This window comes from Streptomyces sp. WM6378 (assembly GCF_001279695.1).
In the GTDB taxonomy this organism is placed as follows: domain Bacteria; phylum Actinomycetota; class Actinomycetes; order Streptomycetales; family Streptomycetaceae; genus Streptomyces.
The window spans coordinates 61,925-75,896 of record NZ_LGDD01000291.1 but is presented as its reverse complement, the minus strand read 5'-3'; the positions used below and the strand labels follow the sequence as shown (position 1 = coordinate 75,896).

The 13,972-nt window shown below is 68.8% G+C and carries 10 protein-coding genes and 3 tRNA genes; 9 read left to right on the top strand and 4 right to left on the bottom strand.

Annotated elements, in window-relative coordinates; translation table 11 throughout:
* A partial coding sequence (locus ADK54_RS23080) for a right-handed parallel beta-helix repeat-containing protein (protein WP_159047878.1) occupies nt 1-1,510 on the top strand: 1,510 nt, incomplete at its 5' end.
* Here the strand turns inward: ADK54_RS23080 and ADK54_RS23075 are convergent.
* Nucleotides 1,483-2,721, bottom strand: coding sequence for an MFS transporter (locus tag ADK54_RS23075; RefSeq protein WP_053727583.1), 1,239 nt, complete (start codon nt 2,719-2,721; stop codon nt 1,483-1,485). The genes ADK54_RS23080 and ADK54_RS23075 overlap by 28 nt on opposite strands.
* A 541-nt stretch (nt 2,722-3,262) precedes the next feature.
* On the opposite strand from ADK54_RS23075, the gene ADK54_RS23070 reads away from it, so the two are divergent.
* The 4 genes from ADK54_RS23070 to ADK54_RS23055 all read left to right on the top strand — a co-directional run bounded on the left by ADK54_RS23070 (nt 3,263) and on the right by ADK54_RS23055 (nt 7,528).
* Nucleotides 3,263-3,442, top strand: coding sequence for a hypothetical protein (locus tag ADK54_RS23070; RefSeq protein WP_053727582.1), 180 nt, complete (start codon nt 3,263-3,265; stop codon nt 3,440-3,442).
* Between the two features lie 238 nt (nt 3,443-3,680).
* Nucleotides 3,681-4,106, top strand: coding sequence for a hypothetical protein (locus tag ADK54_RS23065; protein WP_053727581.1), 426 nt, complete (start codon nt 3,681-3,683; stop codon nt 4,104-4,106).
* A gap of 36 nt (nt 4,107-4,142) precedes the next feature.
* Complete coding sequence (locus tag ADK54_RS23060) at nt 4,143-6,371, top strand: hypothetical protein (RefSeq protein ID WP_159047877.1); 2,229 nt, start codon at nt 4,143-4,145, stop codon at nt 6,369-6,371.
* 95 nt (nt 6,372-6,466) lie between these two features.
* On the top strand, nt 6,467-7,528 hold the full coding sequence (locus tag ADK54_RS23055; RefSeq protein ID WP_159047876.1) for a hypothetical protein: 1,062 nt from the start codon (nt 6,467-6,469) through the stop codon (nt 7,526-7,528).
* Nucleotides 7,529-7,742: 214 nt separating this feature from the next.
* Here ADK54_RS23055 and ADK54_RS23050 read toward each other — a convergent pair.
* The 3 genes from ADK54_RS23050 to ADK54_RS23040 all read right to left on the bottom strand — a co-directional run bounded on the left by ADK54_RS23050 (nt 7,743) and on the right by ADK54_RS23040 (nt 8,131).
* Nucleotides 7,743-7,816: transfer RNA gene (locus ADK54_RS23050), tRNA-Ile, on the bottom strand.
* Between the two features lie 164 nt (nt 7,817-7,980).
* Nucleotides 7,981-8,053, bottom strand: a tRNA-Asn gene (locus ADK54_RS23045).
* A gap of 5 nt (nt 8,054-8,058) precedes the next feature.
* Nucleotides 8,059-8,131, bottom strand: a tRNA-Asn gene (locus ADK54_RS23040).
* Between the two features lie 170 nt (nt 8,132-8,301).
* Between ADK54_RS23040 and ADK54_RS23035 the strand changes: the two genes are divergently transcribed.
* The 4 genes from ADK54_RS23035 (at nt 8,302) to ADK54_RS23020 (ending at nt 13,965) form a co-directional block, all read left to right on the top strand.
* The gene (locus tag ADK54_RS23035) at nt 8,302-8,601 is read left to right on the top strand and encodes a hypothetical protein (RefSeq protein WP_053727578.1); all 300 of its coding nucleotides are present in this window, start codon (nt 8,302-8,304) and stop codon (nt 8,599-8,601) included.
* 130 nt (nt 8,602-8,731) lie between these two features.
* Nucleotides 8,732-10,177, top strand: a complete 1,446-nt coding sequence (locus ADK54_RS23030) for an FGGY family carbohydrate kinase (RefSeq protein ID WP_053727577.1) — start codon at nt 8,732-8,734, stop codon at nt 10,175-10,177.
* 129 nt (nt 10,178-10,306) lie between these two features.
* Nucleotides 10,307-12,040 carry an ABC transporter ATP-binding protein gene (locus ADK54_RS23025; protein ID WP_053727576.1) on the top strand — a complete coding sequence of 578 codons (1,734 nt, stop codon included), beginning with the start codon at nt 10,307-10,309 and terminating at the stop codon, nt 12,038-12,040.
* The gene (locus ADK54_RS23020; RefSeq protein ID WP_053727575.1) at nt 12,037-13,965 is read left to right on the top strand and encodes an ABC transporter ATP-binding protein; all 1,929 of its coding nucleotides are present in this window, start codon (nt 12,037-12,039) and stop codon (nt 13,963-13,965) included. Before ADK54_RS23025 ends, ADK54_RS23020 begins: the two co-directional genes overlap by 4 nt.
* Nucleotides 13,966-13,972: the final 7 nt, after the last annotated feature.

Genomic DNA, 13,972 nt, shown 5'->3' with positions numbered 1-13,972 from the left:
AGCCTCAGCCACCCCCAAAGCCCCCACCACGTACTACGTGGACTGCCGCGCCGGCAACGACACCAACCCCGGCACCACCCCCACCAAACCGCTGCGCACCCTCGCGAAGGCGAGCGCCAGAACGTACCGCCCGGGCGACCAGATCCTCTTCAAACACGGCACGACCTGCACGGGCACGTTCGCCCCGAGGGGCTCGGGCACCCCCGGCAGCCCCATATCGGCCGGAGCGTACGGCAGCGGCACCGGCACCGGCACCGGCACCGGCAGCAAGCCGCACATAGAAGGCAACGGCAGCCGAGCCGCCGTGCTCCTCGACAACGTCCAGCAGTGGGAACTGCACGACCTGGACGTGTCCAACACCGGCCCCGCCACGACCACCGCCCGCCGCGCGGGCATCCTGGTGCGGCTCACCGACTTCGGCACCGGCCACCACTACGCCGTACGCGACGTGGACGTGCACGACGTCAACGGGGCCGACTTCAAGGACCCGGACCCGTCCGGCGGGATCCTCTTCGCGGTGCGGGGCGCGGCCACCCCCACCGGCTTCGACGACGTCGCCGTCACCGGCTCGACCGTGACCCATGTCGACCGCACCGGCATCGGAACCTCGTCGACCTGGGGCCGCCGCCCCGAATACCCCGACGGCCCCGGCACCGGCTTCGTGCCGATCACCGCACTGCGCATCGAGAACAACCGCGTCACCGACGTCGGCGGCGACGGCATCGTCGTCCAGAACGCGGACGGCGCGCTCGCCGAGCACAACACCGTCGACGGGTTCAACATGCGCTCCGCCGGCTACAACGCCGGTCTGTGGGCGTGGAATTCGGACCGCGTCCGCTACCAGTACAACGAGGTCGCGCACGGCCACGGCACCCGGGACTCGATGGCGTTCGACATCGACGGCGGCAACAACGGCAACGTCTACCAGTACAACTACAGCCACGACAACGAGGGCGGTTTCCTGCTCGTCTGCAACGGAGCCGGCATGACCTCCGCCGACAACCTCGTACGCCACAACATCAGCGTCAACGACCGCAACCGCAGCGCGCCGTACGGGATCGTGTCCGTGGTGTGCGGGCCCTCCACGCGCACCCAGGTGTACGACAACACCATCGTCACCAACCAGTCCGGCACGGCCATGGTCAGCGACAACGGGCCCGGGAACGTCACCTTCCGCAACAACGTCTTCGTGTCCAGCGCGGCCGGGGACGCCCCCTTCTCGGACCCCCGCAACACCTACGACCACAATCTGTACCGGGGCGTGGGCACAGCGCCCGCCTCCGACCACTCCCCCGTGACCACCGACCCCGCGTTCACCGCCCCGGCTCCGGCAGGCCCGTACGACGTACAACTGCGCCCAAAATCACCGGCGTTGAGGTCCGGCGCCCCTATCGCCGACGGGGTCGTACAGGACTGGTTCGGCAATCCCATCGCCGACCCGCCGAACATCGGCGCCTACCAGGGCGCGGGGGTGGCCATCCGTTACGGGACGGGGTTGCGGGCGTCGTAGCGCGCGAAGCCCCGGCGGCTGAGGCCGAGCACCGTCACCGCGAGGACGCACGCGATGCCGCCGCCCACCACCATCACGGCGGGCGAGGTGAGGTCGGCGACCGTACCGGCGAGGAAGTCGCCGAGCCTCGGCCCGCCCGCGACCACCACGATGAACACGCCCTGGAGCCGGCCGCGCATGTCGTCCGGGGCCGCGACCTGCATCATCGTGTTGCGGAACACCATGGACACGGTGTCCGAGAACCCGGCGACAGCGAGCATGAACAGGCCGAGCCACAGCTGCCGGGTCAGCCCGAACACGGCGATGGCGGCGCCCCACCCGCCGACCGAGATCAGCACCGCGAGCCCGTGCCGGTGGATGCGTCCCTGCCAGCCGGAGAACACCCCGCCGAGCAGCGCGCCGACGGCGGGGGCGGCGACGAGCAGGCCGGTGGTGCGGGCGTCGCCGCCGTACCAGAGCACGGCGACGGCCGGGAACAGGGCGCGGGGGTGGGCCAGGATCATCGCGCAGAAGTCGCTGAAGAACGTCATCCGCAGATTGGGCCGGGTCGCCAGGAACCGCAGCCCGTCCAGGACCGAGGCCCGCTTGGCGCCGGTCCGCTCCGGCAGCATCGCGGGCAGCCGCCACATCGCGTACAGGGAGGCGGCGAAGGTGATCGCGTCGATGAGGTACGCCGTCTTATACCCGGCGAAGCCGACGACGAGCCCGCCCAGCATCGGCCCGACGAGCGTACCGGTCGTCATGATCATGGAGTTGAGCGCGTTGGCGGCGGGCAGCTGCTCGGGCGGCAGCAGCTTCGGGATCATCGCCGAACGGGCCGGGGCGTTCAGTGCCTGGCACACCGACTGGAGCGCGATGACGGCGTACAGGAACCAGACGTTCGCGACCCCGGCAAAGGTCCCGGCCGCGAGCGCCGCCGAGAGCGCGGCGGATCCGAGCGCGCTGTACAGGCCGAGCCCCCGCCGGTCGACGGTGTCGGCGATAGCGCCGCCGTACAGACCGAACGCGACCAGCGGTACGAGGGTGAAGATGCCGACCAGGCCGACGTAGAAGCTGGAGCCGGTGAGGTCGTAGACCTGGAGGGAGATCGCGAGTGCGGTCATGCCGCTGCCGACCCACGACACCATGTTGCCGAACCAGAGCCTGCGGTAGTCCGCCGATATGCGGAACGGCGTGAGGTCGGCGAATATCCGGCGCCGCGCCGCGCGCATCTCCCCGCCGCCGGATCCCTTCGCCCGTATCTCCCCGGCCGCGGATCCACCCGCCCGTGTCCCTCCCGCGCCGGGGGCGTTCGTCCGGTTCGCTCCGGTATCGGATCCGGTCGCTGCTGAGGTCTCGGTGGGCTGCTCGGCTTGTTCGGTCACGCGGGATGCTAACTCCGACCGCGAGCGCCCAGGTAGGGGCGGCCTCACACCGGGCCGTCCGGTGCCCAGCACTCCGCCGGCCATGGTCGCGACGGCGGCGCGCCCCGGCGAGCACCCCGCCGCGAGCGTCGTACCCCGAGCGGGTCAATGTGCCGGAGCCCGGTATCCGGGACCACACCTGGGCAGTGGACATGCCCCCGGTCGCGCATCGCCTCAGGTCGGGGCCACGGCGGCCCGATCCGGGTTGCCGGGACCATCCTTATGCCACGCCGACAGGCGCGAGCCGAAGCCCTTGGGCGCCGCTACGCTTCCCCCGATCAGTCAGCGTCGTCGCCGCCCCCGCCTTCATCAGGCGGGGGCGGCGACGCATCTCGCCGGAAGGCCAACCATGAACACCCTGATCTCCGCCGCCGCCCGCCGCAGCACCACCCCGGGGACCGCCCGCCGTGTACCGCTCACCGCACGGGCGGCAGCACAGCACGCCGGCCACGTCCCCGCCGCCCTCGACCGCATCACCACGGCCGCCGGCAACGCGCCGAGCGCGTCGGCCTTCCAGTCCGCCCTGTGAAAGATTCGTAACCCACGGCCCCAGCCCAGAGGCCCCCGGCAACCGCACGCCCCGTGCGAACCACCGGGGGCCTTAACCGTGCCACCCACACGAATCCCCCACATGCCGCGCCCACACCATCGGCCCCTGCCTGCCGCTCCCCGCCCTCCATAGGATCAAGAACCTGTCAGTCATGAGGCGGCCTCGGCCCGAAACGGCACGCCGGTCGGCCGCCGCCAACGGCCTCAGGAGATCTCGCATGTCCATGGATACAACCGGTGAGCACGGCGGCCCGTCCCGCATGAGTCTGGACCACCAGCCTCCGCCGCCCCCGCTCTTCACCGGAACAGGCCAGTCGGATCTCGTCTCGACCCCCGAGGCGAAGAAGTCCGCCGCCGACACCATCGACCACCTCGAACATGGCACGAAGGATTCCGGCACCCACGCCGACGAGTCAACAGCCAACATCGTCAAGGCATTTGGGCCCCACGACGGCCACGGCTGGGTGACGTCCGGCGCCCTGAAGAAGGCCCACCACACCTGGGGCGAACAGGTACAGGCCCTGATGAACCGCCTGGGCTACGAGAAGTCCGCGCTGGTCGGCGCCAAAACGCGTTTGCACAACACCGACTTCGGGATCAAGCACGGCATCGCGCGCCCCGGTTCCCCTCTGGACCTCTTCTGATCTCCTCGCATTTCACTGGCATACAGGACCCCACACATGCCCACGTACCAAGAGATATTGGCAACCGACCTGTCCACATTGACCACGGCGGCGACGAAGTGGGACGAAATGGCGGGGAAGTTCAAGGAACACGAGACGCTGTACCACGACAAGGTGCACACCATCACGCTCCCCACGAGTTGGGTGGGTGAGAGTTCACAGGCCGCGAACGCCATGTTCGGCATCACACTCAACGAGTACAAGAACGCCCAGACCGAGGCCAAGGCGATGGCTTCGCTTCTGAGAGACGCCCACACCCAGTTCGTGGACCTTCGAAAGAAGGTGGAGTCCGAACGGGATGCCGCCGTCAAGGACGGCATGACCGTCTCATCCACGGGATACGTCACGTTCGACACCAGCAAACTCGACCAGTCAGAGCTGAGCGCCTACCACCACGACCCCGACTACCAGCGGTCCGCGCAGGAAAAGGCGGGCAGTTGGCAGACCCGTATCGACAATGCCGTACGGAGCGTGTGCGACGCCGACGAGGGGTTCGAGGTGGCCCTCACCCAGGTCGTCAAGGACTCCGTCATCACCGACGGCACCAACAACGGGTTCAACGGGCAGGCCAAGGGCGACATCGAGCAGTACGAGGCGGACGAGGGCAAGGACATCGCGCTGCGCGTCGATTCGGGCGACGCGACCGCTCACGATTACCAGGAGTTGCAGCGCCTCTTCCGCGACAATTCCGGTGACAAGGTGTTCAGCCAGACCCTGCTGGACAACCTGGGCGCCGACGGGACCCTGAAGCTCTCCAACTCCCTCGACAGTCTCGCCTATTACAAGGACCAGAAGCAGAGCGGCCAGTACCTGGACCTCCAGAAGGGCCTCGCCACGACACTGTCCACGGCAACCAAGGACCCCAGCTCCGCCTTCTACAAGCACTTCCGTACTGAAACGCAGAAGGCCGGCACTGAGGAATTCAAACTGGACGGCCTCAGCAAGATCCCGAACGAGCGGGTCCGTGGCTACCAGAGCCTGGTCACCCTGATGCAGCACGGGGACGGCTATTCAGGCCAGTTCCTCAAGGACACCGCGGACGACATCCGGCACGCGGAGGTGTCGTACACGGCCAAGGGGAAGCTCGATTCCGTCTGGGCCCTGCGGGACGAATTCAGCGGCGGCGACCGGGGCTGGTTCGCCAACGACCCGCTCGACGGCGTTCTCGGCATCATGTCCCACGACCCGGCTACCAGCACCGCGTACCTGGACCCGGCCCACAGCGACAATCTCAACTACCTGCTCCACGGCCGGGACTGGGACACTGTGGTGGACCATTTCGCGACGCCGCCCGGCGGCACCACACAGGGCATGCCGGTCACCGTGGAGGACGGCGACGTCCGCAGGGGCTTCGGCGCCGCCCTGGAGGCCGCGACGACCGGGAACGCACCGGGTGCGTATCACCCCATCGGACACCACACGGCGGCCCAGGCGAGCATTCTGCGGCAGACCGTCGACACGCTGAACGCGGACAACCACGCCCAGCAGCTGCCGAAGAACCTGACCGAGCCTTTGGCGCACATCATGACGTCATACACGCCGGACACGCACCAGACGTTCGCGAAGTCGGATTCGCATTACGACATTCCCTACAACAGCAACGGAACTGTCTGGGAGGGCAAGGACGGGGCACATCTCGCCCTGGCGCCCGACCACTTGACCAAGATCATGCGGGGAATCGCCGACGACCCGGAGGCTTTCGGGCATCTTTACGGAGCGGAGCAGAAGTACTCGCACGACGTCCTGACCGCTCTCCCTCAAGACGCGGGGGAGAAGACGGTCCACGATCGCATCGTCGAAGCCTCTCGCGCCATGGGCTCCTATGACGGCGTACGGGCGGACATCATCTTCGACGAACGCTTCAAGAAAACGCAGTGGGCCGCCGACTTCAACCACGGACTCGGCACCTCGCTGAGCACCGCGCTGATGTTCAACCCCGTGTCCGACCTCAGCCCCGTCGGAGACCTGGCCACGAAGACCGTCGACGTGTGGGCGTACGAGTCCAACAAGGAACACACGGCCGAGGCGAATCTCGCGGCGACCGATGCGAACGCCAAGAGCTATGACGCCGGCCAGCGCGACGTGGACCACATGGTCAGAATGTGGGGCCAGAGCCGTGGCCACGACATCGACAGCGACTACACCAAGTACTTCCTGCACGCCGGCCAGGACCAGTACGACCTCAGCCGCAACGACTCGCTCCGCTACCTCCGAGCCGACCGCTGACGTCCCGGGAAACGGCTCTCGACAGAATGAGCACCATGCAGAAAATCTCCAGACTCCGACGAATCCACCCAGGCTGGTATGCCGGGACTTTCGTCGTGGCTCTGGCCATAGTGGCCCAAGTCCTTTACAGCACAGGGATATACGACTCCTGGCGCGACAGCCGATCGGTGGACCGGGCATGCGGCGGGATGCTGGCCCAGGGCGAACTCGATACGGCTCTGGAGTCCTCGGAACTCCGCGCCAAATCCCTTGAGCTCGATGACGGCTACCTGGCCCATTGCCTGGTGCTTCGGGCCGACTCCGGAAGGAACGGTTCTCTGGAGATGTCCCTGCGCTGGAGCAGCACCAAGCCCTCCGCCTTGGAGACCTTCCCCCGCTCCTTCGACATCACCAACGGGGTCAGGGGGCAGGCCGCGCCGCTCGGCAAGGGATGGCCGGGCATCGTGCGGAATGGCGAATTCCCCGGTGTCCAGATCGCACTCGACTGCCGCAACGACAGGAACAAGGCTCTCGTCGCGTACGGGTCTTTCGCGCCTCCGGGCGGCGCCCCGTCAGGAAGCGCTGCCGATCTGGCCGGGCTGGGCCGGGTAACCGCCGAGACCGCCCAGAAGGCGGCCGCGAAGTACGGCTGTCAGGCGAGCGGCGGCGAAAGATTGACGGACGTGGCGCTGCCGCCTTACGGCCCCAAGCCCGACCCGACCAAGCCGCTGGACCAGTCACAGGGTTCCTGCGCCGCCCTGCGCGGCCTCGCTTCGACGGCGACGCAGAACGGCGTCCCGCAGGCCATGGAGTTCCCGGCGGACGCACAGGCACCTCAGGTGAACTGCTACCTCGCCACGTCGTCCCAGAAGCCCGGATACGGCCTGTTCGCCTTCTACGGCGCGAGCGCGAAGGCAGTCCGGGCAGGCGGCGTGTTCTCCTCCCTCAAGACGCCGGACGAGCCGAGGGACTACGCCTGGGCCACCGCGAAGTGCCCCCAGTCCACCGAGCCCGCCGACTTCCTCATCACCCGACTCACGGAGGTGAACGGGAACGACGTCACTTACCCCGTGCCCCACTACTCCCCCGACTTCGCGAACACCGCCCTGAAGGCATTCGTGGACAACGAGGCGAAGCAACGCGGGTGCACCGATGTGCGGCTGACGGCTGAGCCGTAGCCCTGGGGAGGGGTGCCGGGCGGGGTCGTGAGGCGCCGCCCGGCGGCGGTGCGACACGCGTCCTCGGGTGAAGGGGGCCGTGCGGGTGATCGCTCGAACGAGGTGCCCCAGCCGTTCCCGGCGGGACCGTCGCGCCCTCCCCGGCGGAAGCCGCACCGCCCACCAGAAACGCCAAAGGCGCAGGCCAGATCGTTTCTGCACCTGCGCCTCGTAGTGGGGCGGGTGGGACTCGAACCCACGGCCGACGGATTATGAGTCCGCTGCTCTAACCGGCTGAGCTACCGCCCCTAACGGCGCGTCGCGCACATTTGTGCGCGCCGTCTGCCGCAGCATAGCCGCTCATACGATCTCCTGCCTCGGCTGGTCGGCTTCGCACGCCCATGAGGACTTCGCGGGGATCCCAGCGGTTCCACTGGATACGAAAAAGGACCCCGAAGGGTCCGATTCCGCTGCTCTCCCGACTGGACTCGAACCAGTAACCTGCCGGTTAACAGCCGGCTGCTCTGCCAATTGAGCTACAGGAGATCGAGCTCCCCCGACTGGACTCGAACCAGTAACCTGCCGATTAACAGTCGGCTGCTCTGCCAATTGAGCTACAGGGGAATGCCTCGTTGCTTCGAACGTACCCACCTCGGGTGACCCGGGCGGCGTGCGTTCGCTGCGACACATACATTAGCGCAAGCAGGGGGGTGCTCCGCCAATCGGTTCCGCCCCGGGTGATCACGGGGCTGCGCGGGTAGGCGCGGCACACACGCTAGGGAAGGGTGACCGCCATGCGATACCGGCTCACGTTCGCCGCCGGACTGGCTCTCGGATACGTGCTCGGAGCCCGGGCAGGGCGCGAGCGTTACGAGCAGTTGAAGAAGTCCGCACGTCAGGTGGCGCAGAACCCCGCGGTGCGGAACACCGCCGAGTCGGCCGCGCAGACCTCGCGCCAGGTCGCGGGCAAGGCCTTCCACGCGGTGAGCGACAAGGTCGGGGACAGGGTGCCCGCTTCCGTCGCCGACCGGATGCGCTCCCTGCGCGAGCGCGGCCAGGGCGCCGAGGACGACTGGGGCACCAGCAACACCTGACCCACGAGCACCCACGGGCCCCCACGGGCACCCGCGAACTCCGGCGAGCACGCATCCAGGGGCCTCCCGACAGCGTTGTCCCGGCCACCGCCGTCCCAGGAGTCCCTCGCGTGCGGCAGAATCTCCAACCATGGGGATAGTCGCCGGGCTGGACAGCTCTTCCGCCTTCACTCGCATCGTCGTCTGCGACACGGACACGGGTGCCGTGCTGCGGCAGGGGTACGCCCCGCACCCGGTCGAACCGAAGGCGACCGAGGTCGATCCACAGGCCTGGCTGCTCTCGCTCGGCGAGGCCGCGACCGGCGGACTGCTCGAAGGGGTCCAGGCCATCGGCGTCGCGGCCCAGCAGCACGGGCTCGTACCGCTGGACGGCCAGGGCAATCTCGTACGCGCCGCGCTGACCGGGAACGACAAGCGGGCGCAGGTCGCCGCCGCCGATCTCATCGACGGGCTCGGCAGCCGGGAGGCCTGGGCGAAGGCCGTCGGGTGTGCGCCGCAGGCCGCTCAGGCCGTGGCCAAACTGCGGTGGCTCGCGCGCAACGAGCCGGACGCCGCCCAGCGCACGGCCGGCGTTCTCCAGGCGCACGACTGGCTGGTGTGGCAGCTGCTCGGCCGGCCCGCCCGGCGCACCACCGACCGCGGCGCCGCCTCCGGCACCGGCTACTGGTCCGCCGCCACCGGCTTCTACCGCCCCGATCTGATCGAGCTCGCGCTCGGCCACCAGGTGGCACTGCCCGAGGTGCTCGGGCCCTCGGACGCCGCCGGCACCACCCCCGAGGGGCTGCTGATCTCCGCCGGTACGGGCGAGACGATGGCGGCCGCGTTCGGGCTCGGCGTCGGCGTGGGCGACGCGGTGGTCTCGCTCGGCGCGTCGGGCTCGGTCATGGCCGTGCATCACGAGGCGCTGGCCGACCCGAGCGGGATGATTACGTCCTTCGCCGACGCCACCGGAATGCATCTGCCGGTCGTCCATACGAGCAATGCCGTGCGGACCCTGCGCGGCGCGGCGGAGATGCTCGGCGTCGAGGACCTCGCCGAACTCAGCACGCTGGCCCTCAAGTCCACCCCCGGCGCCTGCGGTCTCGTCCTGCTGCCCTATCTCGAAGGCGAGCGCACGCCCCGGCTTCCGCATGCCGCCGGGACGCTGTCCGGGCTTCGGCGCGAGTCGATGAAGCCCGAGCACCTGGCGCGGGCCGCCTTCGAGGGGATGCTCTGCTCGCTGGCCGACGCCCTGGACGTGCTGCGGATGCGCGGGGTCGACGTCCGGCGGGTGTTCCTGCTCGGCGCCGCCGCCGAACTGCCCGCCGTGCAGGCGGCCGCGCCGGCCATTTTCGGCACCCAGGTCGTGGTGCCGCAGCCCGCCGAGTACGCGGCGCTCGGCGCGGCGCGGCAGGCGGCCTGGGCGCTCGGCGTCTCGCAGGGCACGCTCGCCCCGCACACCCCGCCGGCCTGGCAGGGCGCCGCGGCGCAGATCTTCGAGCCCGGCGAGGAGCTCGCCGTGGGGCAGGCGGTGCGTCAGCAGTACATCGCGACGCGTGACGAGGTCCACCCGGGTGCCTTCGGCCAGGGTGCTTGACGCGGACCGGGCATACGCTCTTTGCTATTCCTTTTGACTTCACCCCGATAATCGCTTGAGCTCCCAGGGGTGGAGTGTCGCAAGATGGGGGGTCGAACCCCCGATCTTGCCGACCCGGAGAGCCTGCGCGTGCTCATACGACTCCTGCGGTCCCATCTAGGGCCGTACAAGAAACCGATAGCCCTGCTGGTCCTGCTGCAACTGCTGCAGACCAGCGCCACCCTTTACCTGCCCACCCTCAACGCGAACATCATTGACAACGGTGTCGTGAACGGGGACACGGGTTACATCCTGGGACACGGCGGCATCATGATCGCCGTCAGCCTCGTCCAGGTGTTCTGCAACATCGGTGCCGTCTTCTACGGTGCCCGGACCGCGGCCGCCCTCGGACGCGACGTCCGGGCCGCCGTCTTCGCGCGGGTGCAGTCCTTCTCGGCCCGCGAGGTCGGGCACTTCGGGGCGCCGTCCCTGATCACCCGCACCACCAATGACGTCCAGCAGGTCCAGATGCTGGTGCTCATGGCGTTCACGCTGATGGTGTCCGCGCCGATCATGTGCGTCGGCGGCATCATCATGGCGCTCGGCCAGGACGTTCCGCTGTCCGCGGTGCTCCTCGCCGTCGTTCCCGTCCTCGGCATCGCGGTCTCGCTGATCGTCCGCAAGATGCGGCCGCTGTTCCGCACCATGCAGACCCGCCTCGACACCGTGAACCGGGTACTGCGCGAGCAGATCACCGGCAACCGCGTGATCCGCGCCTTCGTACGCGACGAGTACGAGCAGGGCCGCTTCCGGGGCGCCAACACCGAGCTCACCGACGTCTCCCTCGCCACCGGCCGCCTCATGGCGCTGATGTTCCCGACCGTCATGACCGTCGTGAACGTCTCGTCGGTGGCCGTGGTCTGGTTCGGTGCGCACCGCATCGACAGCGGCGACATGCAGATCGGCCAGCTCACCGCGTTCCTCGCGTACCTCATGCAGATCGTGATGGCCGTCATGATGGCCACCTTCATGTTCATGATGGTGCCGCGCGCCGAGGTCTGTGCCGAGCGCATCGAGGAGGTCCTCGGGACCGACACCAGCGTGGTGCCGCCCAAGAGCCCGGTGCTCGAACTGCGCCGGCACGGCCATCTCGAAGTGCGGGGCGCCGACTTCAAGTACCCGGGCGCGGAGGCCTCCGTGCTGCGGGGCGTCGAGCTGACGGCCCGGCCCGGCGAGACCACCGCGATCATCGGCTCGACCGGCAGCGGCAAGTCGACGCTGCTCGGGCTCGTGCCGCGGCTCATGGACGCCACCGACGGCCAGGTGCTCGTCGACGGCGAGGACGTCCGCACGCTCGACCCGGTCCTGCTCGCCAAGACCGTGTCGCTGGTGCCGCAGAAGCCGTATCTGTTCTCGGGGACCGTGGCCACCAACCTGCGCTACGGCAATCCCGACGCGAGCGACGAGGAGCTCTGGCACGCGCTCGAAGTGGCGCAGGCCAAGGAGTTCGTCTCCCAGCTGGAGGGCGGCCTGGACGCACCGATCGCGCAGGGCGGCACGAACGTGTCCGGCGGTCAGCGCCAAAGGCTCGCCATCGCGCGCACCCTGGTGCAGCGCCCGGAGATCTACCTCTTCGACGACTCCTTCTCGGCGCTCGACTACGCCACCGATGCGGCGCTGCGCTCCGCGCTCGGCCGCGAGACCGCCGAGGCCACGGTCGTGATCGTCGCCCAACGGGTCTCCACCATCCGGGACGCCGACCGGATCGTCGTCCTCGACGAGGGACGGGTCGTCGGGACCGGCCGCCATCACGAGCTGATGGCCGACAACGAGACGTACCGGGAGATCGTGCTCTCCCAGCTGACGGAGGCTGAGGCGGCATGAGCGGGCCCGGTGGACGCATGATGATGGGCGGCGGCCCGGATCAGCGGTCGATGAACTTCAAGGAATCCGGAAAACGGCTGGTCAAACAGCTGGCGCCGGAGAAGGCCACCCTGAGCGTGATGCTGCTCGCGGTCGTGGTCAGCGTCGGCCTCTCGGTCGTCGGGCCGAAGATCCTCGGCAAGGCCACCGACCTGGTCTTCGCCGGTGTGATCGGTCCGCGGTTCCCTGACGGCATGAGCAAGGCGCAGGCCCTGGAGGCCCTGCGGCACAAGGGCCAGGGTGGCCTGGCGGACATGCTCTCGGGCGTGGACTTCACCCCGGGCGGCAGCATCGACTTCGGCGCGGTCGGCACCGTCCTGCTCACCGCCCTCGCGGTGTACGTGGGCGCCGGCCTCATGATGCTGGTCGCGACCCGGCTCGCCAACCGGGCCATCAACAAGACCGTGTTCCGGCTGCGCGAGGACATCCAGACGAAGCTGTCGCGGCTTCCGCTGTCGTACTTCGACAAGGCCAAGCGCGGTGAGGTGCTCAGCCGCGCGACCAACGACATCGACAACATCTCGCAGACGATGCAGCAGACGATGGGCCAGCTCATCAACTCGCTGCTCACCATCGTCGGCGTGCTGGTCATGATGTTCTGGATCTCGCCGCTGCTCGCGCTGGTGGCGCTGGTCACGGTGCCTTTGTCGGTGGTCGTGGCCACCAAGGTCGGCAAGCGGTCGCAGCCCCAGTTCGTCCAGCAGTGGAAGTCGACCGGCAAGCTGAACGCGCACATCGAGGAGATGTACACCGGGCACGCCCTGGTGAAGGTGTTCGGCCGCCAGCAGGAGTCGGCGAACGCCTTCGCCGAGCAGAACGACGCGCTGTACGAGGCGTCGTTCAAGGCGCAGTTCAACAGCGGCGTCATGCAGCCGCTGATGATGTTCGTGTCCAACCTGAACTACGTCCTGGTGGCGGTCGTCGGCGGGCTGCGGGTCGCGACCGGCTCGCTGTCCATCGGTGACGTGCAGGCGTTCATCCAGTACTCGCGGCAGTTCTCGATGCCGCTGACCCAGGTCGCCTCCATGGCGAACCTGGTGCAGTCCGGGGTCGCCTCGGCCGAGCGGATCTTCGAGCTGCTCGACGCCGAGGAGCAGGCTCCCGACACGGTGTCGCCGGAGCGCCCGGAGGTGCTGCGCGGCGCGGTCGCGCTGGAGAACGTGTCCTTCCGGTACGAGCCGGAGAAGCCCCTCATCGAGGACCTCTCGCTGACGGTGGAGCCCGGGCACACGGTCGCGATCGTCGGCCCGACGGGCGCCGGCAAGACGACCCTGGTGAACCTGCTCATGCGGTTCTACGAGGTCACCGGCGGCCGGATCACCCTGGACGGGGTCGACGCGGCGCGGATGACCCGCGAGGAACTGCGCTCCGGGATCGGCATGGTGCTCCAGGACACCTGGCTGTTCGGCGGCTCCATCGCCGACAACATCGCGTACGGCGCCGCCAAGGACGTCACGCGCGAGGAGATCGAGGAGGCGGCGAAGGCCGCGCACGCGGACCGCTTCATCCGTACGCTCCCCGAGGGCTACGACACCGTCATCGACGACGAGGGCACCGGGGTCAGCGCGGGCGAGAAGCAGCTCATCACCATCGCGCGGGCGTTCCTGTCCGACCCGGTGATCCTGGTCCTCGACGAGGCGACGAGTTCGGTCGACACCCGTACCGAGGTGCTGATCCAGAAGGCGATGGCGCGGCTCGCCCACGGGCGCACGTCGTTCGTCATCGCTCACCGGCTCTCCACGATCCGGGACGCGGACGTGATCCTGGTGATGGAGAACGGCTCGATCGTCGAACAGGGCACGCACGACGAGCTGTTGGCGGCGGAGGGCGCGTACGCGCGGCTGTACGCGGCCCAGTTCGCGCAGGCGGTGGCGGAAGTCGACTGATGGGCAA